This is a genomic window from Streptomyces sp. NBC_00154, assembly GCF_026342835.1.
Taxonomy (GTDB): Bacteria; Actinomycetota; Actinomycetes; order Streptomycetales; family Streptomycetaceae; genus Streptomyces.
Genome location: NZ_JAPEMI010000001.1, coordinates 3,201,165 through 3,224,437, shown reverse-complemented (window position 1 = coordinate 3,224,437; position 23,273 = coordinate 3,201,165). Strand labels below are relative to the sequence as shown.

The window sequence follows — 23,273 nt, the reverse complement described above, 5'->3', positions numbered from 1 at the left end:
TCGCGCTTCCCGACGATGGTCTAGCTGTGGCCCGCAAGCGCATTCGCTACATAGACAACCGCCCCTACGCGCTCGCCGACTCCTACTTCCCTCAGGAACTCGTCGCTGGGACGCTTCTCATGGAGCCGCGCGACGTGGCAGCACCAGGTGGCGTGCTCGCATCCGTTGGACTCATCCAGACCAAGTACAGGGATGAGATCGCGGTGCGCATGCCGACACGGCATGAGGCCGAACTGCTCGCGCTACCTGCAGCAACTCCGGTAGCAGAGCACACACGAACGGGCTACGACGCAGACGGAAAGCCCCTGCGCTGCATGGTCACCATCCTCCCCGGAGACAGGCACAAGATCCTCTATGAAGTCGACACTGACTGAATACCTCCGCCCGGCGCGGGCGGAGGACGTGCCCGCCCTCATGTCTCTCCGGACAGAAGCCGAGGAATGGCTCAGCTCAAAAGGCACTGACCAATGGAGCGATCCCGAGACCGGCGCCAAAGCCATCACCAAGTGGCGAGCATCGATCGACGAAGGGCGCGCCTGGGTCGTCGTCGACTCCGGCAAGGTCCTCGGCACCGTGAGTAGAGGGCCCGTGGATCGGGACTTCTGGACAGACGAGGACCATCCCGAATCTGCCTTTCACCTGTACAAGCTCATCGTCGCCCGCCAGGCCGCCGGGCGGCACCTCGGGGCGCGGCTCGTGGACTGGGCATCAAGCCTGGCCGCCATGGAAGGCCGCGACTGGGTGCGCATAGACACATGGCGGACCAACAAGGGACTTCACTCCTACTACGAGCGGCTGGGGTTCAAGCACGTGAGGACTGAAAGTCCGTCACATCGGCGCTCAGGGTGGCTCGCTCAACGGCCGACTACCGCGCTTAGCCTCCCCGACTTCCCACTGACCGTGGGCCCGCCTCGCGAGGGTAGGTCGACGCCGATCCCGTCTCAGCACACCCCGACGGACTGACCTGGGGCGGAGTTCCCCCAGGTCTTTAGACGTCGTTTCCCACGCCTGGCTTTATCGAGCGTTTGGCCAGCCCGTTGTGACTATCGGAACTCAGCGGAGTTAGGCACGCGGGACGAAGCGGGCTACGCCATCTCCGGCAGCGATGTGAAGGTGGAGATGCCGGTTGTGCTGTTCGTTGCCGAGCGTGGTCAAGACCTGGCACCCCCCGTGCTGTTCGACTACCTGTCGTGCGGCGGACTGGACGACCTCCAGCAGCTGAGCCCCCACGGCGACGTCCAGCTCCAGCAGGGATCGAACATGCTGCTTCGGCACGACGATCACATGGTCTGTCCCGAAACCGGGAATTGGCGGACGGAACGCCAACACCTCTTCGGTCTCAATCACCACGTCGATATCGATCGTGCGGGGAATGACCTCGCTGCAGTACCAGTCAGGCTCGTCCATGCGAGCCACCCTACGGATTGCCAACTGGCCACGGCTCCGTCTCAGTTTCCGTCTCGCACATTCCCGTCCGGCCCCATCCATAGAGGTTCACTTCGAGACGCGGAGCGGATGCATTCCTGAGACGGAAGCGGAACCCGTACAACCTTGAGGTGCTCTCGTGTGTCCAGTGGGGTGACTGGGGCGCCGCCGCTCCCGTCGTTCGGCATTCCCCCCTCCGTAGTGCCCGTCCTTCCGCCAAGGAGCTCCGTTGAACAGAGCAGCCACGGCCGCCGCCGTGCTCGCCCCTCTCCTCGCCGTCACCCTGACCCCGACGACAGCCTCCGCCAGCAGCCCGTACAAGGGGGCCAACACCGCGGCCGTCCAGGACGACTTCAACGGTGACGGCTATCGGGACCTGGCCGTGGGCGCGCCCTATGCAGCCAATGGCAGTGTGGAGGAAGCCGGCGCCGTCGTCGTGATGTACGGGTCGGCGTCATCGGTGAGCGCCACGCGCCGGACGGTCATCACGCAGGCGACCTCCGGGATCCCCGGCGACCCCGAGGAATGGGACGCTTTCGGTACTACGGTCGCCAGCGCCGACCTGGACCGGGACGGATACGCGGACCTGCTCGTCGGCACCCCGAGCGAGAAGGTCGGCGACAACGAGCTCCGGGGCTCCGTGACCGTCGTGTGGGGCGGGCCCAGTGGGCTGTCGGACGGCGCGACCATCTCCCCTCCCGCCGGATATGGGGACGGCAGAACGTACTGCGGCTTCGGGAATTCTCTGGCCACAGGCGACATGAACGGGGACGGCGCCCCGGAGGTGAGCATCGGCTCGCGCTGCGAGGGCGCCTCCTACACCAGCCCCTTCACCCGCACCGGCAAGGCAGCCTCCAACTACCGGGACGATCGCTTCGGTGAGACGCGCGGCGTGGTGATGGGTGACGTTAACGGCGACGGCAGGGCGGAGCGGTTCTGGTTGCCCGGGCCTTCGGACGACGACCTCCGCGGATCTGTGTATGTCGACAACGGCCCTCCGAGCCCGGACTATTCCGCCAACTGGCCCACCGAACTCCCCTACGCCGACGGTCACGCCGGCCAGATCGGCGACATCAACGGCGACGGGTACGGCGACCTGGTGACCGGCATCGCGGAAGACGACTCGCTTGCGAACGCGACCGGCGCGGCGCACCGTGGCGGCGAGATCCAGGTCCTCTATGGCAGCGCGCAGGGCATCACCGCAGACCAGCACCCGAAGGTCTTCTACCAGGACACAGCGGGTGTCCCGGGCACCGCGGAGGATGGCGACGAGTTCGGCCAGTCGCTCAGTGTCGGCGACGTCAACGCGGACGGGTATGCCGATGTCCTCGTAGGCTCGCCCGGGGAGGCAATCGGCACGCTCCAGTACGCAGGCACGGCCGTGTTGCTGCGCGGCTCCGCCGCCGGCCTGACGACGACCAAGGCGGCCGGATACACCCAGAACACGGCGGGCGTGCCCGGCACCGCAGAGGCCGGCGACCAGTTCGGCGCGGCCGTCCACCTTGCCGACCTCAACAAGGACGGCAAGGCCGAGACGATCGTCGGCATATCCACGGAGAACAGCGATGGCTGCCTGTGGACCGCCCGCGGCTCGGCCTCCGGTCCCGTCCTGAGCGGTTCGGTCAACCTGTGCGGCAAGAGCGCCGGTATTACCGTCCGCAACACCGTCGGATACTTCGGAGCCGCCCTGACGAGCCCCCACGTCGCCAACTAGGCAGGCATACGCCCAGCGCAGCGTGCCACCAGGCGGCGCTCACCTTCGGCCGGGCCGCCGCGGACGGGACCGCGGTGGCCCGGCCCCTGCGTCGGCAGGCAGCAGGCGGCAGGCGGCAGGCGGCAGGCGGCACGCCAACGCCCCGTATCCAGGTCCCGCCACGCCCCCAGGTGCGGCGAGCGGCAGGAGACAGCGACCGAGCCGTCTCAGTTTCCGTCTCATTCACTCTCGTCCGGCGCCATCCAGAGCGGTTCACGCAATGGGCCCGGAGTATGGCAATGAACGAGGCTGAACGGCTCCGAATCACGCCCTGACCAGCACGAACAGACCTCGAAAGCGAGTGTGGGGAAACTCACCGAGGGTTCAAATCCCTCCGCTACCGCTTCGGAAGACCGCCTCCGATCCTGCGAAAGCAGGTCGGGGGCGGTTTTTTGTTTCCCACCCCGTGATCGGCGCCGGATCCGTATCAAGGACGCTCGAGCCGGGCGCCCCGTGACACGGGCGCGAGGTAGGAGTGGAAGACGTCGTCCGGGTCCCACTCGAGCTTGAGTTCCTGCAGGCGGACCCAGTCGGCGGCGGCGTACGAGCGCCGGGGTCGGTCGGCATCGGCTTCCAGATCTGCTTCGGCGATGTAGTGACCACCGCGACCCGACGGGTCAGCCGCGGCCATCGTCTCCCGCAGCCACCCGGTGTTCGCCTCGTCCGCAGCCGGATCGTCCCAGACCGCGTAACAGGCGAGGTAGGAGTCGCCGGGCGCCGAGAAGGCCATGTTCCGCAGCAGCGCCGGGTCCGGGGAGACCGGCTGCACGGGCGCGAGCACCAGGGACTTGCCGGAGGGGGCCCGCGCGAGGACGCCGGCGATGCGGGTCATCAGAGTCTCGTAGCTCTCCGCCGACCACAGCGTGTCCGCCGCGTAGCGATGCGCCGGCGGCCACGCCCGACCGGCGCCGTCGTGCAGTGCCGCGAAAGATGTCGGCTCGGGTTGCTGCCGGGACAGGGCTTGCTCGGCGAACGGACAGGCGCCCAGCGGTTCGAGAGCAGCGAGCGCCTCGTCCCGCGTCGCAGCGAAAGCAGTGGCACCGACGGTGATCCGCGGCCCCGGCGGGGCCGTGGCCGTCGCCTCGCCGGAGGCTGCCAGGACGAGAGCCGTCTCGACGTTCGACGGCAGGTCACGTGCGGTCCGGACGGCCCAGCCCGTCACGCGCTCGACGTCGGCCAGCGGGAAGGTGAGGCCGGTGGTCGTGATTGCCGCGGGGTGAGGGTGCAGACCGAGCCGGAAGTGGGTGACGACGGCGAAGAAACCCGGCCCCGCGCCGCGCGCGGCCCAGAAGAGGTCGGCGTTCTCGGTCTCGCTGCAGACGACCGTCCGGCCGTCGGCGGTGACAGCCCGGATCTCCAGGACGTCGGCACATGCCGGTCCCCACGCACGGGAGTTCCAGCCGAGTCCGCCGCTCAGCAGATAGCCGCCCACCGCGACGGAGGGGCAGTGCCCCACGGGAAAGGCCAGGTCATGCGGGGCGAGGGCCTCGACCAGATCCATCCCGGTGACTGCGGGCCCCACCTCGGCCGTCTCCGACACCGGGTCGACGCCGCAGTGCCGCAGCCGTGACAGGTCGATCAGCAGGCCCCCGTCGCGGAGTTGGGAACCTGACCAGTTGTGCCCGCCGGAGCGCGTGGAGACGCGCAGCCCCTGGGCGCGTGCCCAGGCCAGGGCCAAGGGGATGTCCCGCTCTGCGGCGCCCTGCAGGATGACCTCAGGAAACCGTTCCGGCGTCAGCCCGTTCCACACCGCGTCGGCACGGGCACGGTCGTAGCCGGGGTCGCCCCGTCGGATCAGGGTCCCCTCGAAGGGTCCTGCGTGCGTCCGTTCGGGCATCACGACCTCCTCGCGTCACGGCTGCCGCCGACTGGTGATCGGTCAGTGGGTGGTCAGGCCGAAGATGACGAGGACCAGTACGTAGCAGAGCACCACTGCCGCGGCACCGGTCAGGTGCACGCGGTAGGTGGTTGCGCGGCTGGGCACCAGCCAGAAGGCGAGTGCCTTGTTCACCAGAGGCATCAGCAGCCAGGTCAGCGCACTGACGCTCAGCATGTTCCCGATGAAGAGGCCGATGTATCCGGGGACGCCGAGCTTGCCCAGCCAGCGCCCCTCGGTCAGGTTCAGGATCATCACCGTGGGATAGAGGGCCAGGAGCACGGTCATGGCCTGCTTCCAGTTGGGCGGTGCACTGTCCTGCTTGCCTTCGCCGAACCGGAACCAACCGCTGAACGCCGAGCGGACCTTGCGTACGTCGTAGGAGGCGAAATAGGCGCGGCCCTCCTCCAACAGTGTCTGGCGGACATCGGAGGCGAGCCAGTCGTCGAGGTGCTCGCGGGAGTCGAACCGGAAGACGGCGACCCAGTGCTCCTGCACGCCCTTCACGGGCCTGAACAGCTCGGAGCCCATGAATCCGGGTGACTTCGCCTGTGCCTTGAAGGCCTTCTCCTGCCAGCGCAGGAATTCCTCCTCCCGCCCGGGCTTCACCTCGTGCGAGACGACGGCCGTGATCGTCTCCGGCGCCTGCTCGGCAGGGGCGCCGCCACGAAGCACCTCCTGCGTCGGAGATCCCTCGAAGAATTCCTGCCCTTCGTCGAGCAACTCCTGCCGTCTGCCGGAATCCAGCCAGGCCGTCAGGTGGTCGACACCGGCGAAACGGAAGACCGCCACCCATTCGTTCTCGTCGCCTGCCGCGGGCGGGTACACCTCGACAGCCTCGAACCCGTCGAATTCGCGGGCCGCTTCGTTCATCCTGTGCTGCCAGCGCTGATAGTCGTCGGCGCGACCCGCGCACACCTTCTGCGTGGTCACCACGGTGGCGTTCTCTGCCGGCGGCTCACGGCTTGCACGGGGGCTCACCTGCAGTAGCTTAATGTATGCGTTATTTTAGGGGCAAATCAGACATTTGATTGCCCCTCTCCATGCGTTGGTTTCGCCAAGGGCATCGATGTCGATCGGAGACCCAGATGGAACACAAAGAGCTCATCACCGAAGCGGTCCGACTGGCCACCGAGTCGGTGGAGAACGGCTGGGGCGGACCCTTCGGCGCGGTGATCACCCGCAACGGCGACATCATCGCCCGTGGGCAGAACCGGGTGCTCCTCACCGGCGACCCCACGGCCCACGCCGAGATCGAAACGATCCGCAAGGCCGTGCAGCAACTCAACCCCGAGGCTCCGTCGATCTCCGAAGAACACCAGAACGAGAGCACTCTGGAGTACGTGCCCCGTCCTGACGGGTCACCCGATCCCGTGCCCGAGCGCGCCCGGATGCTCCAAGGCTGCTCGATCTACATCAGCGGTGCCCCCTGTCCGATGTGCATGAGCGCCATCTACTGGTCGCGGATCGATGCGGTGTACTTCAGCTGCGACCTGGACGACACCGCCCGGATCGGCTTCGACGACGCCTACCAGTACGAGGACTTCAAGAAGCCGCTCGACCAACGCAGGATCAGGATCGAACAGGTTTACCCCGAAATCGGCGCCCAGGCCTACGACTCATGGATGAGCAAGCCGGACCGGCACGCGTACTGAAGTCGGCCGGGCCCGGAGATCCACGCCGCGAGTGTGCACGGCGGAGCGGGCCGAAGAGGCATCCCCCCTGACAGAAGTGCGCGAGGCGCCGGATCGGAAAGCCCATCGCAAACCCCGCCGGAAACCCCCACCGGATACGGCCATCTGTGCGGATAGAATCGTCCGACTGCACAGGGGATCGAATGGGGTGGCAGGGGCTGATGGTGCAAACGAAGAAGATCGCGCTCTACATGGTTGTCGTCTTCGTGCTTTACACGATCATCACGTCCCCGGAACGGGCCGCGGATCTTGTCCAGGTAGGGTTCGAGGGCGTTTCGAGTGCCGCACAGGGCGTCGGCGATTTCATGTCCGAGCTCGTGAAGTAGGAGTACCCCCATGATCCGCCACCTGGTCCTGTTCAAGCTGAACGACGGCGTGAGGCGCGACGATCCGCAGGTCGTCGCCGGGGCGAAGGCGTTCCAGGAGCTGGCGGGAAAGATCCCCGAGCTGGAGTTCTGGGAGTGCGCCTGGAACATCACCGACCGGCCGATCGCCTACGACTTCGCCATCAACTCCACGGTCGCCGACGAGGACGCGCTGAAGCGCTACATCGAGCACCCGGCCCATCAGGCCGCCGCCGGACAGTGGCGGGCCTTCGCCACCTGGGTGATCGCCGACTATCCGTTCTGACCCCCTCGGTTCCGACGTTCCGGACCTCTCGGTCCAGGAGCGCGTAAGCCCCCCACCGATCCGGTGAGGGGCTTTTCCTCTTGTTTAAACCAACTTGACCCCAACACGGCACTACGCGGTGCTTGCACACAGTGGACATGTCTTGTGATGCTATGACCGCTTTTGACGGATGAGTTGACCGAAGTTGACCGCAAAGGGGTGGCGTATCGTGCCGGCCAGTACAGCGCCTCAAGTGCCTCCCCAGACCGTCCAGACGGAGACGCCCGACAGCACGACGCCCGCCAGGACCCGGGGTGCGGACACCAGGGCACTCACCCAGGTCCTCTTCGGGGAGCTCAAGCAGCTGGAACCGGGAACTCCGGAGCACGGCAGGGTGCGGGCGGCTCTCATCGAGGCGAACCTCCCCCTCGTCCGGTACGCCGCTGCGCGCTTCCGGAGCCGCAACGAACCGATGGAGGACGTCGTCCAGGTCGGCACGATCGGTCTGATCAACGCCATCGACCGGTTCGACCCCGAGCGCGGCGTGCAGTTCCCCACCTTCGCCATGCCCACCGTCGTCGGCGAGATCAAGCGGTACTTCCGGGACAACGTGCGGACCGTCCACGTACCGCGGCGGCTGCACGAGCTCTGGGTCCAGGTCACCGGCGCCACCGAGGACCTGACGACGGCGCACGGTCGCTCGCCCACCACCGCCGAGATCGCCGAACGACTGAAGATCTCCGAGGAGGAGGTGCTGGCCTGCATCGAGGCCGGCCGCTCCTATCACGCGACCTCTCTGGAAGCGGCCCAGGAGGGCGACGGGCTGCCCGGACTGCTCGACCGGCTCGGCTACGAGGACCCCGCACTCGCCGGGGTCGAACACCGCGACCTGGTCCGGCATCTGCTCGTCCAGCTGCCCGAACGCGAGCAGCGGATCCTGCTGCTGCGCTACTACAGCAATCTGACACAGTCGCAGATCAGCGCCGAACTGGGCGTCTCCCAGATGCATGTGTCAAGACTCCTGGCGAGAAGCTTCGCGCGTCTCAGATCCGCAAATAGGATCGAGGCGTAACCGGATCGGGTAGATCATCCGAAGCTCGCCCCGGAACGCCCGAATGCCCCAGACCCCCCGTTAACTGCGCATACTCCACCTTGACTTGTCGACATGTCACTACAGCGTGTTGCCGACATGTGACATTCTGCGTGAACCGCGTTTGCCGCAGCCCCGCCTCCGGTATTCAGGTGGAGGCTGCGTTCCTCCGATGGTCGCGGCTCAACGCGACCGTCCGCGACCTCAAGGGGGTGGCATGTCCGCAGAACAGGGCAGCTCGAAGGTGCTCACGCTCACGAAGAGCGCACCCGCACCCGTTGTGCTCACCAGCTCGTCGGAAGCCATCGACACCCGCACTCTGTCCCGCTCCCTGTTCCAGCGGCTCGCCGCCCTGGGGCCCGCACCGGGTCCCGACGGACCGGACGACAGCCCGGAGCGTGCCTACGTACGGGACACACTCATCGAGCTCAACCTCCCGCTCGTGCGTTACGCGGCGGCGCGGTTCCGGAGCCGTAACGAACCGATGGAGGACATCGTCCAGGTCGGGACGATCGGCCTGATCAAGGCGATCGACCGGTTCGACTGCGAGCGGGGCGTGGAGTTCCCGACGTTCGCGATGCCCACCGTCGTCGGCGAGATCAAGCGCTTCTTCCGCGACACCTCCTGGTCGGTGCGGGTACCGCGCCGGCTCCAGGAGCTGCGGCTCGCGCTGACCAGGACCAGCGACGAGCTGGCCCAGAAGCTCGACCGCTCGCCGACCGTGCCGGAGCTCGCGGTGGCGCTCGGGGTCTCCGAGGAGGACGTGGTCGACGGCCTGGCCGTCGGCAACGCGTACACCGCGTCCTCGCTGGACTCGCCCTCTCCCGAGGACGACGGCGGCGAGGGTTCCCTCGCGGACCGGCTCGGTTACGAGGACTCGGCGCTGGAGGGCGTCGAGTACCGCGAGTCGCTGAAGCCGCTGCTGGCCAAACTCCCGCCCCGGGAGCGGCAGATCATCATGCTGCGGTTCTTCGCCAACATGACCCAGTCACAGATCGGCGAGGAGGTCGGCATCTCGCAGATGCATGTCTCGCGGCTGCTCACCCGGACGCTCGCACAGCTTCGGGAAGGACTCATCGCCGACTGACCGGGGCCGGGCGCCGCCGAACGCCGTACTGGGGCACGAGGGTTCCGAATTGACGGACCGTCAGCCACACTGGCGCGATGCGACGTCAGACGTGGGGCTCGACCGGCCGCCGGGGCACAGTGTTCGCTGCCTCGGCGGCCGTGCTGTGCCTGGGCGGCGTGCTCGCCGCCTGTGGCGCGGGGACGGGCGGGGACGACGGCTATGTGGCGGTCGGCGCGGCGGGTACGGGGCCGGAGAAGGCACCGACGGGGGCGGTGGCCCCCTCGGGGAAGGTGACGCTGATCCCGCTGGACGGCGCCGGGGGCGACGGCGGAGGCGGTGACGCCGGAGAAGGCGCGGAGCCGAAGCCGGGCTCCTCCGCGCAGAGCGGCGCCCCGGGCGGGGCGGGCGCTACGGGGGACGGCGCGGGCCGCGGCACGCAGTCGCCCGGCTCGTCCGGCGCCGTCACCGGTGGCACCACGGGCTCCGCAAGCAGCTCGAGCAGCGACCACACCGGCGGCACGGGGAGCGCCGACGGCGCCGGTGGCACCGGCTCCGTCGGCACGGGAGGTGTCCCGCAGGGCCCCTCCACCCCGTCCGCACCAGGGTCCACCGCACCCGCCGGGCCTGCCGTACTCACGCTGAGCGCACCCGAGCGGGCGGCGGCCGATGACCGCTGGTGCGAGAAGGTGACCGTCGAGTTCCGCAATACCGGTGGCTCACCGGTCCGTTCGGGAACGGTCACCTTCGCCACGCACATCATCGGCGCGCTGGGAATCGACTGGGCGACCATCGAATCGACAGCGCCGCTGCCCGCGCCGATCGACGCGGGAGCGGCGCGGAAGAAGACGTACACCGTCTGTGTGGACGCCTGGCGGGTGCCCCTGGGCATGCATATCGAGACCCGGGACGTCACCGCCGTCTGGAAGTGACGGATGGAGAGAGCGGAGCCAGGTCAGCCGAGCGCGAGCCAGGCGATCGCACCGAGGATGACAACCACCGCGACGACGGCGACGATCACCCCGGTCTTCGGTCCGGACGACGCGGCCGGCTGCTGCCGGCGCTGCGGCTCGCCCTCGTCGACGAAGGCGCGGAACATCTGAGTGCTGCCCGCCGGGTCGTAGTTGCCCTCGGGGCCCTGGGGGGCATGGGGGTTGTGTGCCATGGGCCAGGACCCTAGCGAACTCGGGGGTGCGGCCCAACCCCCGGGTCGGTGAAGGCCCCGCGCCGGAGACGGAGAACCCGTGAACCGCTGCGGGCTGTGGCGCGATGCACACGGCCGCGAAGTGCGCCGGGCGCACGCTGGGCGTTTGACCCGGTCCCTACGCAGCCTTTTGCGTTCCTTTACTTATGCAAGGCCGTTTTCGTTTGCCTGCAGCAACCAACGGGTTTTATGGTTGCCCTAAGCAACAACATGCAGTGGAACAGTCTGGGGGTCCCGTGGCCGCACGGAGTCAGTACGAAGAACTGGCCCGGCAACTCAGCGCCGTCGGAGCCGTCAAACGCGGACTCGCCCGCGCCCTGCCTGCTGAATGTCCTGGCGGATCCGCCGCCGTGCTGGCCCTCCTCGATCAGCACGGCGAGATGCGGATCAGCAGACTGGCCGAGCTGCTGGCCGTCGATATGTCGGTGACCAGCCGACATGTCGCCCATGTGGCCGAGCGCGGCTGGATAGAACGGTCTCCTGACCCGGCGGACAAGCGGTCCCGCATCCTGCGGCTGACCCCCGCGGGAGACGACGTACTCGTCGATCTGAACCTGCGGGTCACCGACATGTTCGCCCATCACCTTCAGGAATGGTCCGACGACGACGTCGGACAGCTCACCACGCTGCTGGCCCGGCTGCGCGACAGTTTCGCCCGTCGCGGCTCCGGCGGGTGCGCCCCCGGAAAGCACAGCGACGAGTGCCGTCTGCGGCCCGCCGACAGCGACGACGACTTGTACACCCGTACACCCGTGTAACAGAAGCAAAGACAAGGAACTCAATGGCTACGACCACACCCACCGGTGTGCGGGGCGGCCACGCCAAGCACGGGGGAATCAGTTCCTCCGACGGCGCGCCGATGACACACCGGCAGATCATGGAAGCACTGACCGGGCTGCTGCTCGGCATGTTTGTCGCGATCCTGTCGTCGACCGTCGTCTCCAACGCTCTTCCCGAGATCATCTCGGACCTCGGTGGCGGCCAGTCCGCGTACACCTGGGTCGTCACGGCCTCGCTGCTCGCGATGACGGCCACCACGCCTCTGTGGGGCAAGCTCTCCGACCTGTTCAGCAAGAAGCTGCTGGTCCAGATAGCGCTGATCATCTACGTCGCGGGCTCGGTCGTGGCCGGTCTGTCGACCAGCAGCGGCATGCTCATCGCCTGCCGTGTCGTGCAGGGCATCGGCGTCGGCGGTCTCTCCGCCCTCGCCCAGATCGTGATGGCCGCGATGATCGCCCCGCGTGAGCGCGGTCGCTACAGCGGCTACCTCGGCGCGGTCTTCGCCGTCGCCACCGTCGGTGGCCCGCTGCTCGGCGGTGTCATCACCGACACCAGCTGGATGGGCTGGCGCTGGTGCTTCTACGTCGGTGTGCCGTTCGCGGTCATCGCACTGATCGTGCTCCAGAAGACCCTGAAGCTCCCGGTCGTCAAGCGCGAGGTCAAGGTCGACTGGACGGGTGCGTTCTTCATCAGCGCCGCCGTCTCGCTGCTGCTGCTCTGGGTGACCTTCGCGGGCGACAAGTACGACTGGATGTCCTGGCAGACCGCCGCGATGCTGGCCGGCTCCGCGGTGCTCGCCGCTCTCTTCGTCTTCACGGAGTCCCGGGCCAGCGAGCCGATCATCCCGCTGCGCCTCTTCCGTAACCGCACCATCACGCTGGCCTCGGTCGCCTCGCTGTTCGTCGGTATCGCGATGTTCGCGGGCACCGTCTTCTTCAGCCAGTACTTCCAGCTGGCGCGCGGCAAGTCGCCGACGATGTCCGGCGTCATGACGATCCCGATGATCACGGGTCTGTTCCTCTCGTCGACCATCTCCGGCCAGATCATCACCAAGACCGGCCGCTGGAAGGCCTGGCTGGTCAGCGGTGGCTTCCTGGTCACCGCCGGGCTCGGGATGCTCGGCACCATCAGGTACGACACGACGTACTGGCACATCGCGATCTTCATGTTCGTGATGGGTCTCGGCATCGGCATGATGATGCAGAACCTGGTGCTCGCCACGCAGAACCAGGTCGCCCCGTCCGACCTCGGCTCGGCCAGCTCCGTCGTCACCTTCTTCCGTTCCCTCGGCGGTGCGATCGGCGTCTCGGCGCTGGGCGCCGTCCTGGGGAACCGCGTCACCCAGTACGTCAAGGACGGCCTCGCGGACCTCGGTCCGAAGGGCGCGGCCCTGGGCCACGGCGGTACCGGCGGCGGGGGCATCCCCGACCTGGACAAGCTGCCCGCACCGTTCCGCACGGTCGTGGAGAGCGCCTACGGGCACGGTGTCGGCGATGTCTTCCTGTACGCCGCTCCGGCCGCGCTGATCGCCTTCCTGATCACGATCTTCATCAAGGAGGTCGCGCTGAAGACGAACGCCGCGAACGACGCCCCGGCGGAGGCCGAGGTTCCTGCCGCGGTCCTCGCCGAGGTCCCGTCCGGTGCCGCCGCGCTCGTCGCCGAAGGCGCGGCCGGGGTCACCTCGGTCGACACGCTCGAAGCTCCGGCAGCAACCGTGCCGGGCACGGCGGTGCGCGGTGTGGTGCGGGGCGCCGAGGGCGTACCCGTGGCCGGTGCCGCCGTCACGCTGATCTCGCTGGGCGGCCGGCAGCTGGGGCGCTCCGTCGCCCAGGCCGACGGCAGCTACGGCGTGCAGGCGCCGGGCTCCGGCAGCTACGTCCTGATCGCGTCCGCCGACGGATTCCAGCCGCAGGCGTCCACCGTGGTCGTCGGCGACGAGCAGCTGTCGTACGACATCCTGCTCGTCGGTACGAGTGGCCTGGCCGGGACCGTGCGGGCCGCCGAGAGCGGCGCTCCGGTCGACGGCGCCATGGTCATCGTGACCGATGTGCGCGGCGATGTGCTGGCCACCGGCAAGTCCACCGAGAACGGCGAGTTCACCTTCGCCGAGCTGGTGCCCGGTGCGGTGACCGTCGCGGTGAACGCCGCCGGATACCGTCCGCTGGCGCTGCCGGTGGAGATCGGCGGCCAGGGAGTCACCCGGATCGACGCCGCACTGCAGTCCGGTGCGCTGGTCCAGGGTGTCGTGCGGGCCGGTGCCGCGCTGCGGCCGCTGCCGGACGCGCGCGTCACGCTGGTCGACGCGGCGGGCAACGTGGTCGCCACCTCGACGACCGGGGAGGACGGGGCGTACGCCTTCGCCGACCTGGACGCGGGCGAGTACTCGGTCATCGCAACCGGATACCCGCCGGTGGCCGGCGCGCTGACCGTGGCCGGTCGCGGGGTCGACGGCCACGACATCGAGCTCGCCCACCCCGGCGAGTGACCGAGTAACACAGACCCCTGGTGGACAGCTCTTCGAGCGGAGAGGCTGCCCCCGGTGGAAATGGGCCCCGGTGGTGGGGACGGCAGGCAGGGGACGGCCTGCCGTCCCCGCCCCGGGGCCCGACTCATTGAGTCATGGAGCAAGGAGAGAAACGGGATGGCACTTCGCGCACAGGTACGGACGCGGGACGGCTGGGCCGTCCAGCACGCGGTCGTGACGGTGACCGACATGACCGGCACCCAGGTGCTGCGAGCCGCGGCCGACGAGGACGGGGCGGTTCGGACCGACGCGCTGCTGCCCGCCGGCGCGTACACGGTGATCGTGACCGCGGTCGGGTACGCGCCGGCCGCGTCGACCGCCCTCGTCACGGCGAGCGGCCGGGTCGAGGCCGGCACGGTGGTGCTGGCCCGCCAGGGCGGCGTGGAGTTGCCGCCGCCGGGCGCCTGGTCGCTGGACCCGGCGCACTCCTCGGTGGGCGCGGTCGCGCAGCACCTGGGGATCTCCAGCGTGCACGGCCGGTTCACCGAGTTCAGCGGCCGGATCGAGATCGCCGAGGAGCTCCACCGGTCCCGGGTCGACGCCGTCATCAGCGCGGCCAGCATCGACACCGGCAACGACATGCGGGACAAGCACCTGCGGTCGGCGGACTTCCTCGACTCGGACCGGTTCCCGGAGATCACGTACCGCTCCCACGGGCTGGAACCGGCCGGTCCCGACCGCTGGACCGTGCACGGCGAGCTGACGATGCACGGTGTCGCGCGGAGCGTCGACCTGAACCTGAGCTACCTCGGTACCGGGCCCGACCCGTGGGGCGGGACGCGCGCGGCGTTCAGCGCCACGGCCGAGCTGCGCCGCGACGACTTCGCCATGAACTACAACCAGGTGGTCCAGGCCGGCATCTCGGCGATCGGCACGACGCTCCGGATCGAGCTCGACATCCAGGCCGTGCAGGGTGACTCCCTGCCGTCGTAGTCTGCGGACATGGCACCCAACATCGCGACCAACACCGCCGTGGAGCTCGACGAGTTGCTGGCGTTCGTACGGCCCCGGCACCGGGCGATCCTGCTGACCACCCGGTCCGACGGCCGCCCCCAGGGCTCGCCGCTGACCTGCGGCGTCGACGACTCGGGCCGGATCGTCGTCTCGACGTACCCCGAACGGGCCAAGACCCGTAACGCGAAGCGGGACGAGCGCGTCAGCGTGATCGTCCTGTCGGACGACTGGGACGGGGCGTGGGTGCAGATCGACGGCTCGGCCGAGGTGGTCGATGCGCCCGACTCGGTCGAGCCGCTCGTCGAGTACTTCCGGAACATCTCGGGGGAGCATCCGGACTGGGACGAGTACCGGGCGGCGATGGTGAAGCAGGGCAAGTCGATCATCCGGATCACTCCGGAGCGGTGGGGGCCCATCGCTACGGGCGGTTTCCCCGCCCACCTGGCGCCCGGCAACTGACCGCTGCTCCGGGATGAGTGAGAACCTTCCGGCGCCGGGCCTGCTCGCCCGGGCCCGGCTGCTGGCCGCACCGACCGTCGGCGCCTCCGTCGTCCGCGGCCTGGAGCGGATCACCGGCCGCCCGGTGGAACAGGGTTTCTCCGGCACCCCACCGGAGGAACCTTTCATCTGCGTCGGGGCCACGCTGCCGGATGCGCTGCGGGGCGGGCCGTTGGTGTGGTTCCACAGCGTGAACGCCGGTACGGACGCACTGCTCAGCGCCGGACCGTGGCCGTCCGGGGCGCTGCTCACCCGGACAGTGGGCCGTATGGGTGAGCGGATCGCCCAGTACGTACTGGCCTGGGTGCTCGCCGACTGCCAGTCCGTCCCCGAGTTCGCCGCCCAGCACGCACGGGCCGAGTGGCGCCGTATCCCCTCCGAACTCGCCTCCGGGCAGACCGCCGTGATCTACGGGACCGGTCGCATCGGCTCGGCCGTCGCCGGTCAGCTGCGGGCGTGCGGCATCCGGACCGTGGGCGTCGGGCGCGGGGCTCGTACGGCATCGGCCGGCTTCGACCGGGTCGTCGGGGCGGACGACGACGCGCAGTCGCTCGCCTCGGCGCGGTGGGTGGTCTCCACGCTGCCGCTGACCCCCGCGACGGACGGCTTCTTCGGGACGGACCGCTTCGCGGGCATGGGCGGAGCCACATTCATCAACGTCGGCCGGGGCGCGACAGTGGACATGCAAGCGCTGGAGACCGCCCTGCACACCGGTGCGGTGGGACGCGCGGTGCTCGACGTACTGCCCGAGGAGCCCGCCGCGCCCGGCGACCCGTGCTGGCAGCTGCCGCGTACGGTGATCACCTCGCACTCCGCGGGCATCACGGCGGACGAGGACATCGTCGTCGACTTCGCCGCGTGCTGGGAGGCGATGGCGGAGGGGCGGGTGCCGGACACGGCCGTGGATGTGGGACGGGGGTACTGAGAGTCCTACGGGACGGGCAGGATCTCAGCGGTCCCGCATCGCCTCGATGCCCGCGATCAGCAGGTCCAGGGCGAAGGTGAAGTCCCGCTCGCGCATCTCCTCGACCGTGTCGCCGCCGCGGGCGTCCATCAGGTCCTGCGAGGACTCCACCATCCGGCTGAACTGCGGCTGGGAGCGGATCGTGCCCATTGCCTGCTGGAAGAACTCGTCCTGGCTGAGTCCCGCCTGCGCGGAACGCTGTACGAAATGGCCCTCGATGGTGCCGAATCCGTAGACGAACTGGAAGACCGCGGAGAGTGCTCCCGTCTGCCTGCGCAGCGGCAGCCCCGTCGCCCGGATCACATCCTGGACGGCGTACGAGAACAGCATCGAGTTCGGGCCGATATTGAGGAAGTGCCCCGCGAGCGGCGACACCCAGATGTGCCGGACCAGCAGTTCCCGATAGGTGGTGGCCAGTTCGCGCAGCCGGTCGTGCCAGTGCGCCTCCTCCCGGGGAGGCGCGATCTCGCTGTAGACCGAGTCCAGGGCCAGCTCCAGCAGGTCGTCCTTGGTCTCGACGTACCAGTAGAGGGACATCGCGGTGACGTCCAGCTCGGCGGCGAGCCGGCGCATGGAGAATTTGGCGAGTCCCTCGGCGTCCAGCAGCCGGACCGTTGCCGCGGTGATCTTCTCGCGGTCGAGGCCGGCCGGCTGATCGGCCCTGCGGGTGCGCGAGGGTCCCCGCCGGTCCAGCCAGACGCTGGTCCGGGCACGGTTTTTCACACGGTCGGCCGCGGACGCCATGGCGCACTCTCCTCGTCTTGCCGGCGGGACGGACCGGATCCGTACCCTGTGCGCAACAACCGGATTCATACGGTCCGGTACGCCCCGCCTGATGCTAGGCCGCCACCGCGGCCGAGTCTGCCTGAGCCGATTCTGCCCGCTCCGCCCGCCGCAGGAGTACGGCGGCGAGCAGACCGCCGGCCAGCACCGCCACCGCTCCGACCAGCTGACTCGTCTCCAGTCCCGAGGCGAAGGCGTCGGTGATCCGCTGCCGCCCCCCGTCGCCGGTCGCCGCGGCGACGGCGGCGGGCAGCGAGGCGGCGCCGACCGCCGCCGGCACCAGGGCGGCGAACCGGGAGTTCAGGACGGCGCCGAGCACCGCGACCCCGAGCCCATTGCCGCATTCGGCCAGCGTGCCGTTGACCCCGGCGCCCACGCCCGCCTTCTCCGGCGGAATGGCGCTCATGATCGCGTTGGCCATGGCGGGCATGGCGAGGGCGATACCCGCGCCCATCACGACCAGGCCCAGCAGCATGCCGCCGTAGCCGTTGCCGCCGAGCAGGGCGACCGCGGCGAGACCCGCGGCCAGCAGACTCATCCCGGCGGCGATGGTGGCGGGCGTGCCCAGCCTGGGCACCAGCCTGGCGCCCAGGCCCGTGAGGTTCAGCGCGACGACGCTCAGCGCCAGCGGAGCCGTACGCAGGCCCGCCTCCAGCGGCTCGTAGCCGAGGACGAACTGGAGCTGCTGGGTGAGCAGGAACAGCGAGCCGCCCATCCCGAACGCCACCAGGATCGCGCCCGCGACCGCCCCGATGAACTTCTGGTTCCGGAAGAAGTGCATGTCCAGCATCGGGTACGGGATGTGCAGCTCCCACAGCACGAAGCCGGTGAGGACGGCGACCCCGGTGAAGGCCGTGAGCAGGACGTGGCCCGAGGTCCAGCCGTGTCCGGGGCCGGAGATGATCGCGTACACGACAGCGGCCATGCCGATGGTGGAGAGCAGCGCCCCGAGCAGGTCGGGACGGTCGCCGCGCGGGTTCTTGGACTCGGGTACGAGCCGGACCACGGCGACCAGGCCGATGACCGCGACCGGGATGTTGACCAGGAAGATCGCGCCCCACCAGAAGTGGTCGAGCATGATTCCGCCGATCAGCGGCCCGACGGCGAAACCGAGCGAGTTGACGGTGGACCAGATGCCGATCGCCTTCACGCGCTCGGCGTCGTCGAAGATCTGGACAACGACGGCCAGGGTCGTGGTGATCAGCAGCGCACCGCCGATGCCCATGCCCGCACGGGCGGCGATCAGTTGCGCGGACGACTGGGCGAGCCCCGCCACCAGAGAACCGATACCGAACAGGGCGAGGCCCGCGAGCAGCATCTTCTTGCGGCCGTACCGGTCGGCGGAGCTGCCGGCGGTGAGCAGCAGACCCGACTGGACGAGCGAGTAGGCGTTGATCATCCACTGCACGTCGGCGGTGGACGCGTCCAGCTCCCGCGTGAGGGAGGGGATCGCGACGTTGAGGACCGTGTTGTCGAGCAGCACGGTGAGCTGGGCGAGACAGATGACACCGAGGATCATCCAGCGCTGCGGGTGGCCTGGGGGCGTGAGCCGGTCCTGGGCGGCTGCGGTCGCCGTCATGCGGGCTCCTGGAGGTCTTATACGGTGTACGGGAGAATCGTTGTACACCGTAAAGCAGCCCGCCTACGGTGTACAAGCAACTTTCGCGCGGTACGGTGCTCGGCGCTGATCCGAGAGGGAGCCGCCTAGCACCGGGAGTGGCATGTCACTGCGTCGTCGCACGGCGGAAGTCCTGATCGCTGCGGGCCTGTTGGGGGTGGCCGCCGTCCCGCCCGCCGGAGCTGCCGGGCACGGCCGTTCGGTGCCGCTGCGCGTCGCCACGTACAACATCCATGCGGGCGCCGGCATGGACAACGTCTTCGATCTGGACCGGCAGGCGGCCGAACTGCGCGCACTGGACGCCGATGTGATCGGGCTTCAGGAGGTGGACGTCCACTGGGACACCCGCAGCCAGTGGCGGGATGTCGCGGGCGAGCTGGCCGAGCGGCTGCACATGCGGGTGTCGTTCGCCCCGATATACAGCCTCGATCCCACGACACCGGGGGCGCCACGGCGTGAATTCGGCGTCGCGGTGCTGTCCAGGTACCGGATCGTGAGCGCCGGGAACCACGAGATCACCCGGCTCTCCACCCAGGTCCCCAACCCGGTGCCGGCGCCCGCGCCCGGCTTCGGCGAGGTGGTCGTACGGGTGAAGAGGATGCCCGTGCATGTGTATGTGACGCACCTCGACTACCGCGGCGACCCGTCCGTACGGATCGCGCAGGTCGCCGACACCAGGCGTGTCATGGCGGAGGACGAGGGGCGGAAGGTACTGCTCGGCGACTTCAACGCGGAGCCGGGCGCCCCGGAACTGGCCCCGCTCTGGGAGGAGCTGGCCGATGCCGAACCGGGCGCGCCGACCTACCCCGCGCTGAACCCCGTGAAGCGGATCGACTTCGTGGCCGTGTCCAAGGACGGCGTACAGGTACGCGACGCGGCGGTGGCCGAGACACTTGCCTCGGACCACCGCCCGGTTGTCGCCGATCTGCTGCTGCTCCGGCGCTGACGCCGGTTCGGATCAGCTCTTGGACCGGGTCAGGTCGTAGAAGGTCGAACTGCCGGCGGTGACCTTCTCAAAGGTGTCCTCGACCCACGAGTTGATCTTGGACGAGGTGCCGCTGTCGCCGCCCATCCCGCCCGTGCCGCTCGAAATGAAGTAGTGGATCCTTCCGTCCTCGACGTACTGCTTGAACTGGGCGAGCGTCGGGGACGGGTCACTGCCGTTGAAGCCGCCGATCGCCATCACCGGGTCGCCGGTGGCGAGCTGGTAACTGGCGGCGTTCTGCGAGCCGATGGCCGCGGCTGCCCAGGTGTAGGCGTCGGCGTTCTTCTCCAGGAGCTTCTTGGCCTGCGAGCCGACCGACGAGCCGTTCAGCAGACCGCCCATACCGCCGCCTCCTGGCATGCCGCCCTCGGCCATGCCACCAGGGCCGCCGCCCGGCATGCCGTTCTGCTGATTGCCCTGGCCCTGAGCCTGCCGGCCGCCGCCCGGGAAGCCGCCCTGGCCACCGGTCGGCGGCCGGCCCATGGCGCCGCCCTGCTGATCGGCCTGGTTGTTCTGACCGTTCTGTCTCTGCCGGCTGTTCTGGCCCGGAGGCTGCATTCCGCCACCACCCCCGGGACCACCCCGGCCACCACCGCCCATCGCGCTGGCGCCCGCCGGGCCGGCCGTGACGATCGAGCCCTGGTGCCCGGTGTTCAGCGTGCTCAGGGTGTACGCAGTCGGGCCGGCCAGTGATGCGACGAATCCGATCCCCACCGCAGCGAACGCCAGCCGGCGTCCGGCCCGGCCCGCAAGCAGCAGACCCGCCGCGCCCGCAAGACCGCCGATGAGGACGGCCCAGCGCAGCCACGGCAGGTAGTCCGGGGTCCGCCCCAGCAGCACGTACGACCACAGCGCCGTGACAGCGACGGTGGTGCCGAGCACTCCGCTCGCCGCCCACTTGGCCCGCTCCTCCCACAGGACCGTGACGCCCATGCCGACGAGCGCCGCGATGTAGGGGGCCAGGGCGACCGTGTAGTACTGGTGGAAGATGCCGGCCATGAAGCTGAAGACGACCGCGGTCATCAGCAGCGAGCCGCCCCAGGCGAGGAAGGCCGCACGGGCGGTGTCCGTCCGCTTCGCCTTCCAGGTGATCCAGATGCCCGCGAGGAGCAGGATCAGCGCGGCGGGCAGCAGCCAGGAGATCTGGCTGCCGATCTCGGAGTTGAACATCCGGCCGATGCCGGTCTCGCCCCACTGTCCACCGGACTGACCACCACCACCACCACCTCCGACGCTTCCGGTCTCGTCGCCGCTGATCCGGCCGAGCCCGTTGTAGCCGAAGGTCAGTTCCAGGAAGGAGTTGTTCTGCGAACCACCGATGTACGGGCGGGAGGATGCGGGCCAGAGTTCGACGATCGCCACCCACCAGCCACCCGCGACCACCATCGCGAGCGCCGCCAGACCGAGTTGGCCGAACCGCTTCCGTACCGTCGTCGGCGCGCACACCGCGTACAGCACGGCCAGCGGCGGCAGGATCAGGAACGCCTGCAGGGTCTTCGACAGGAACGCGAGACCGACCGCGACCCCGGCCCACACCAGCCACTTCGTCCGGCCGTTCTCCAGCGTGCGCAGCACGCAGTAGACGGTCACGGTCATCAGCAGCGCGAGCAGCGCGTCCGGGTTGTTGAAGCGGAACATCAGCGCGGCGACGGGCGTGAGCGCGAACACCGCCATCGCGATCAGCCCGGCAGCCACGCCGAACCGGCGGCGAACCGCCGCGTACAGCACCCCGGCCGTCGCCACCCCCATCAGCACCTGCGGAGCGAGGATCGCCCACGAGCTGAGGCCGAGGATCCGCACCGACAGGGCCATCGGCCAGAGCGTGGCCGGCGGCTTGTCGACGGTGATGGCGTTCGCCGCGTCCAGCGAGCCGAAGAAGAACGCCTTCCAGCTCTGACTGCCGGCCTGCACGGCGGCGGAGTAGAAGGAGTTGGCGTAACCGGAGGCGCTGAGATTCCACAGGTACGCCAGCGCAATGGCCAGCAGCAGGGCGAGGAAGGCGGGCCGTGCCCAGCGCGGGTCCTCGGGCCTGCCCTTCCGTACGCGTCGCAGGAACGGCTCGTCCGCAGCCGGTGCAGCTGTGGTCGGCGGTGCCGGAAATCGGTCGGTGGGGTGCAGGGTGGTCATCGGACGTTCCCCAGTTCGTGGTGAGTGTCGTCGGCGCGACCGGCCGCGGGGGCCCGGTCCGGGAAGACCCAGGCGCGCAACAGCAGGAACCGCAGCACCGTCGCCGCGAGGTTGGCCGCGATCAGCACGGCGAGTTCCGTGCCGTGCGAGGGCGATCCGGACGCCGCACCCAGCGCCGCGAGCGAGCCACTGGTCAGCGCGAGGCCGACGGCGAAGACGACGAGGCCCTGCGCCTGGTGGCGTACCGCGCCGCTCCGGCCGCGTACGCCGAAGGTGAGCCTCCGGTTGGCTGCCGTATTGGCGACGGCCGACACCAGCAGCGCACCGCCGTTGGCGATCTGCGGCCCGGCGCCCATTCGGAAGAGCGAGTACAGGGCGAGATAGAAGAGCGTGGAGAGCGCGCCCACGACGCAGAAACCGACCAGCTGCCGGGCCAGGCCGCCCGGCACACCGCTCAGTCCGCGGTCGCGCGGATCGTCCCCGAAGGGCCGGGCGAGACGGTCCAGCGGCAGTGCCCCGACGGCCAGCGCCCGCCCCACCCGCCACACACCTTTCAGGTCCTCGGTCGCCGTACGCACAATGTGGACCGTGGAGTCGGGGTCGTCGACCCAGTCCACCGGAACCTCATGGATGCGCAGCCCGGCGCGCTCTGCGAGGACCAGCATCTCGGTGTCGAAGAACCAGCCGGTGTCCTCGACCATCGGCAGCAGGCGCTGCGCGACGTCCCGCCGAATGGCCTTGAACCCGCACTGCGCGTCGCTGAACCGCGCGGCCAGCGACGACCGGAGGATGAGGTTGTAGGCCCGCGAGATGAACTCCCGCTTCGATCCCCGCACGACACGAGAACTGCGGGCCAGCCGCGATCCGATGGCCAGGTCCGAATGCCCGGAGATCAACGGTGCGACGAGCGGGAGCAGAGCGTTGAGGTCGGTGGAGAGATCGACGTCCATATAGGCGAGGACCGGGGCGTCAGACTGCGACCAGACGGTACGCAGTGCCCGCCCGCGCCCCTTCTCCTCCAGTCGGTACGAGCGGCACCGCGGGAGGATCGCCGCCAGCCGGGCCGCCACCTGGGGCGTGCGGTCGGTGCTCGCGTTGTCGGCGACGGTGATCCGGAAGGCGTACGGGAAAGTGCGCACCAGATGGTCGTGCAGGCGCAGCACACAGGTTTCGAGGTCCTTCTCCTCGTTGTAGACGGGTACCACCACATCGAGGACGGGGGCATCTGCCGCGTCGACCGCTCCGGCCAGGAGATGCTCCCGGGCCGGCAAGGTGCTCCAAGAAGAGTCGGTTCGCATGTCATCGACAGTCGCCGACCCCGCT

General features: G+C 69.2%; 23 protein-coding genes. 15 read left to right on the top strand and 8 right to left on the bottom strand.

Annotation, left to right across the window (positions count from 1 at the left end; genetic code table 11):
• Positions 1 to 26 precede the first annotated feature (26 nt).
• Positions 27 to 374: a UTRA domain-containing protein gene (locus OHA03_RS14465; RefSeq protein ID WP_267004273.1), complete on the top strand. Its 348-nt coding sequence runs from the start codon at positions 27 to 29 to the stop codon at positions 372 to 374.
• Positions 355 to 963 carry a GNAT family N-acetyltransferase gene (locus tag OHA03_RS14460; RefSeq protein WP_267004272.1) on the top strand — a complete coding sequence of 203 codons (609 nt, stop codon included), beginning with the start codon at positions 355 to 357 and terminating at the stop codon, positions 961 to 963. Before OHA03_RS14465 ends, OHA03_RS14460 begins: the two co-directional genes overlap by 20 nt.
• Before the next feature lie 99 nt (positions 964 to 1,062).
• Here OHA03_RS14460 and OHA03_RS14455 read toward each other — a convergent pair whose 3' ends face one another.
• A complete protein-coding gene (locus OHA03_RS14455) occupies positions 1,063 to 1,407 on the bottom strand; it encodes an HIT family protein (protein WP_267004271.1) in 345 nt (114 codons plus the stop codon).
• Positions 1,408 to 1,654: 247 nt separating this feature from the next.
• Between OHA03_RS14455 and OHA03_RS14450 the strand changes: the two genes are divergently transcribed.
• Positions 1,655 to 3,139 carry an FG-GAP-like repeat-containing protein gene (locus tag OHA03_RS14450; protein WP_267004270.1) on the top strand — a complete coding sequence of 495 codons (1,485 nt, stop codon included), beginning with the start codon at positions 1,655 to 1,657 and terminating at the stop codon, positions 3,137 to 3,139.
• Positions 3,140 to 3,605: 466 nt separating this feature from the next.
• Here the strand turns inward: OHA03_RS14450 and OHA03_RS14445 are convergent, their stop codons facing one another.
• Together OHA03_RS14445 and OHA03_RS14440 are read right to left on the bottom strand one after the other, a co-directional pair.
• Positions 3,606 to 5,015: an FAD-binding oxidoreductase gene (locus OHA03_RS14445; RefSeq protein ID WP_267004269.1), complete on the bottom strand. Its 1,410-nt coding sequence runs from the start codon at positions 5,013 to 5,015 to the stop codon at positions 3,606 to 3,608.
• A 42-nt stretch (positions 5,016 to 5,057) separates the two neighbouring features.
• Positions 5,058 to 6,035 carry an antibiotic biosynthesis monooxygenase gene (locus OHA03_RS14440; protein WP_267004268.1) on the bottom strand — a complete coding sequence of 326 codons (978 nt, stop codon included), beginning with the start codon at positions 6,033 to 6,035 and terminating at the stop codon, positions 5,058 to 5,060.
• Between the two features lie 107 nt (positions 6,036 to 6,142).
• Between OHA03_RS14440 and OHA03_RS14435 the strand changes: the two genes are divergently transcribed.
• The 6 genes from OHA03_RS14435 to OHA03_RS14410 all read left to right on the top strand — a co-directional run bounded on the left by OHA03_RS14435 (position 6,143) and on the right by OHA03_RS14410 (position 10,445).
• Positions 6,143 to 6,709: a nucleoside deaminase gene (locus tag OHA03_RS14435; RefSeq protein WP_267004267.1), complete on the top strand. Its 567-nt coding sequence runs from the start codon at positions 6,143 to 6,145 to the stop codon at positions 6,707 to 6,709.
• 200 nt (positions 6,710 to 6,909) lie between these two features.
• Positions 6,910 to 7,074, top strand: coding sequence for a hypothetical protein (locus tag OHA03_RS14430; RefSeq protein WP_267004266.1), 165 nt, complete (start codon positions 6,910 to 6,912; stop codon positions 7,072 to 7,074).
• 10 nt (positions 7,075 to 7,084) lie between these two features.
• Positions 7,085 to 7,378, top strand: coding sequence for a Dabb family protein (locus OHA03_RS14425; RefSeq protein WP_267004265.1), 294 nt, complete (start codon positions 7,085 to 7,087; stop codon positions 7,376 to 7,378).
• Between the two features lie 208 nt (positions 7,379 to 7,586).
• A complete protein-coding gene (locus OHA03_RS14420; RefSeq protein WP_030973929.1) occupies positions 7,587 to 8,429 on the top strand; it encodes an RNA polymerase sigma factor SigF in 843 nt (280 codons plus the stop codon).
• Positions 8,430 to 8,664: 235 nt separating this feature from the next.
• The gene (locus OHA03_RS14415) at positions 8,665 to 9,534 is read left to right on the top strand and encodes an RNA polymerase sigma factor SigF (RefSeq protein ID WP_267004264.1); all 870 of its coding nucleotides are present in this window, start codon (positions 8,665 to 8,667) and stop codon (positions 9,532 to 9,534) included.
• A gap of 77 nt (positions 9,535 to 9,611) precedes the next feature.
• Positions 9,612 to 10,445, top strand: a complete 834-nt coding sequence (locus OHA03_RS14410; RefSeq protein WP_267004263.1) for a hypothetical protein — start codon at positions 9,612 to 9,614, stop codon at positions 10,443 to 10,445.
• 23 nt (positions 10,446 to 10,468) lie between these two features.
• On the opposite strand, the gene OHA03_RS14405 is transcribed toward OHA03_RS14410, so the two are convergent.
• Positions 10,469 to 10,678 (bottom strand): hypothetical protein, encoded by a 210-nt coding sequence (locus OHA03_RS14405; protein WP_267004262.1) that lies wholly within the window; start codon positions 10,676 to 10,678, stop codon positions 10,469 to 10,471.
• Between the two features lie 275 nt (positions 10,679 to 10,953).
• Between OHA03_RS14405 and OHA03_RS14400 the strand changes: the two genes are divergently transcribed.
• The 5 genes from OHA03_RS14400 (at position 10,954) to OHA03_RS14380 (ending at position 16,398) form a co-directional block, all read left to right on the top strand.
• Complete coding sequence (locus tag OHA03_RS14400) at positions 10,954 to 11,475, top strand: MarR family winged helix-turn-helix transcriptional regulator (protein WP_267004261.1); 522 nt, start codon at positions 10,954 to 10,956, stop codon at positions 11,473 to 11,475.
• A gap of 23 nt (positions 11,476 to 11,498) precedes the next feature.
• A complete protein-coding gene (locus tag OHA03_RS14395; RefSeq protein WP_267004260.1) occupies positions 11,499 to 13,982 on the top strand; it encodes an MFS transporter in 2,484 nt (827 codons plus the stop codon).
• A gap of 156 nt (positions 13,983 to 14,138) precedes the next feature.
• Positions 14,139 to 14,954, top strand: coding sequence for a YceI family protein (locus OHA03_RS14390; RefSeq protein ID WP_267004259.1), 816 nt, complete (start codon positions 14,139 to 14,141; stop codon positions 14,952 to 14,954).
• 9 nt (positions 14,955 to 14,963) lie between these two features.
• Positions 14,964 to 15,434 carry a PPOX class F420-dependent oxidoreductase gene (locus tag OHA03_RS14385; RefSeq protein WP_267004258.1) on the top strand — a complete coding sequence of 157 codons (471 nt, stop codon included), beginning with the start codon at positions 14,964 to 14,966 and terminating at the stop codon, positions 15,432 to 15,434.
• Between the two features lie 13 nt (positions 15,435 to 15,447).
• The gene (locus OHA03_RS14380; protein ID WP_267004257.1) at positions 15,448 to 16,398 is read left to right on the top strand and encodes an NAD(P)-dependent oxidoreductase; all 951 of its coding nucleotides are present in this window, start codon (positions 15,448 to 15,450) and stop codon (positions 16,396 to 16,398) included.
• 24 nt (positions 16,399 to 16,422) lie between these two features.
• On the opposite strand, the gene OHA03_RS14375 is transcribed toward OHA03_RS14380, so the two are convergent.
• Together OHA03_RS14375 and OHA03_RS14370 are read right to left on the bottom strand one after the other, a co-directional pair.
• Entirely contained in the window at positions 16,423 to 17,181 is a 759-nt protein-coding gene (locus OHA03_RS14375) for a TetR/AcrR family transcriptional regulator (RefSeq protein WP_267004256.1), read from the bottom strand.
• Positions 17,182 to 17,275: 94 nt separating this feature from the next.
• Entirely contained in the window at positions 17,276 to 18,799 is a 1,524-nt protein-coding gene (locus OHA03_RS14370; protein WP_267004255.1) for an MFS transporter, read from the bottom strand.
• A 142-nt stretch (positions 18,800 to 18,941) separates the two neighbouring features.
• Between OHA03_RS14370 and OHA03_RS14365 the strand changes: the two genes are divergently transcribed.
• On the top strand, positions 18,942 to 19,784 hold the full coding sequence (locus OHA03_RS14365) for an endonuclease/exonuclease/phosphatase family protein (RefSeq protein WP_267004254.1): 843 nt from the start codon (positions 18,942 to 18,944) through the stop codon (positions 19,782 to 19,784).
• A gap of 12 nt (positions 19,785 to 19,796) precedes the next feature.
• Here the strand turns inward: OHA03_RS14365 and OHA03_RS14360 are convergent, their stop codons facing one another.
• Both OHA03_RS14360 and OHA03_RS14355 read right to left on the bottom strand, forming a co-directional pair.
• On the bottom strand, positions 19,797 to 21,950 hold the full coding sequence (locus tag OHA03_RS14360; RefSeq protein WP_267004253.1) for a glycosyltransferase family 39 protein: 2,154 nt from the start codon (positions 21,948 to 21,950) through the stop codon (positions 19,797 to 19,799).
• On the bottom strand, positions 21,947 to 23,248 hold the full coding sequence (locus tag OHA03_RS14355) for a bifunctional glycosyltransferase family 2/GtrA family protein (protein WP_267004252.1): 1,302 nt from the start codon (positions 23,246 to 23,248) through the stop codon (positions 21,947 to 21,949). The genes OHA03_RS14360 and OHA03_RS14355 overlap by 4 nt, the downstream gene beginning before the upstream one ends.
• Positions 23,249 to 23,273 lie beyond the last annotated feature (25 nt).

Excerpts from the sequence above, each read along its gene's own strand:
- OHA03_RS14460 (WP_267004272.1), top strand. The coding sequence starts at position 355 with ATGAAGTCGACACTGACTGAATACCTCCGCCCGGCGCGGGCGGAGGAC.
- OHA03_RS14455 (WP_267004271.1), bottom strand. The coding sequence starts at position 1,407 with ATGGACGAGCCTGACTGGTACTGCAGCGAGGTCATTCCCCGCACGATC.
- OHA03_RS14445 (WP_267004269.1), bottom strand. The coding sequence starts at position 5,015 with ATGCCCGAACGGACGCACGCAGGACCCTTCGAGGGGACCCTGATCCGA.
- OHA03_RS14435 (WP_267004267.1), top strand. The coding sequence starts at position 6,143 with ATGGAACACAAAGAGCTCATCACCGAAGCGGTCCGACTGGCCACCGAG.
- OHA03_RS14430 (WP_267004266.1), top strand. The coding sequence starts at position 6,910 with ATGGTGCAAACGAAGAAGATCGCGCTCTACATGGTTGTCGTCTTCGTG.
- OHA03_RS14425 (WP_267004265.1), top strand. The coding sequence starts at position 7,085 with ATGATCCGCCACCTGGTCCTGTTCAAGCTGAACGACGGCGTGAGGCGC.
- OHA03_RS14415 (WP_267004264.1), top strand. The coding sequence starts at position 8,665 with ATGTCCGCAGAACAGGGCAGCTCGAAGGTGCTCACGCTCACGAAGAGC.
- OHA03_RS14410 (WP_267004263.1), top strand. The coding sequence starts at position 9,612 with ATGCGACGTCAGACGTGGGGCTCGACCGGCCGCCGGGGCACAGTGTTC.
- OHA03_RS14405 (WP_267004262.1), bottom strand. The coding sequence starts at position 10,678 with ATGGCACACAACCCCCATGCCCCCCAGGGCCCCGAGGGCAACTACGAC.
- OHA03_RS14395 (WP_267004260.1), top strand. The coding sequence starts at position 11,499 with ATGGCTACGACCACACCCACCGGTGTGCGGGGCGGCCACGCCAAGCAC.
- OHA03_RS14390 (WP_267004259.1), top strand. The coding sequence starts at position 14,139 with ATGGCACTTCGCGCACAGGTACGGACGCGGGACGGCTGGGCCGTCCAG.
- OHA03_RS14385 (WP_267004258.1), top strand. The coding sequence starts at position 14,964 with ATGGCACCCAACATCGCGACCAACACCGCCGTGGAGCTCGACGAGTTG.
- OHA03_RS14380 (WP_267004257.1), top strand. The coding sequence starts at position 15,448 with ATGAGTGAGAACCTTCCGGCGCCGGGCCTGCTCGCCCGGGCCCGGCTG.
- OHA03_RS14375 (WP_267004256.1), bottom strand. The coding sequence starts at position 17,181 with ATGGCGTCCGCGGCCGACCGTGTGAAAAACCGTGCCCGGACCAGCGTC.
- OHA03_RS14370 (WP_267004255.1), bottom strand. The coding sequence starts at position 18,799 with ATGACGGCGACCGCAGCCGCCCAGGACCGGCTCACGCCCCCAGGCCAC.
- OHA03_RS14365 (WP_267004254.1), top strand. The coding sequence starts at position 18,942 with ATGTCACTGCGTCGTCGCACGGCGGAAGTCCTGATCGCTGCGGGCCTG.
- OHA03_RS14360 (WP_267004253.1), bottom strand. The coding sequence starts at position 21,950 with ATGACCACCCTGCACCCCACCGACCGATTTCCGGCACCGCCGACCACA.
- OHA03_RS14355 (WP_267004252.1), bottom strand. The coding sequence starts at position 23,248 with ATGCGAACCGACTCTTCTTGGAGCACCTTGCCGGCCCGGGAGCATCTC.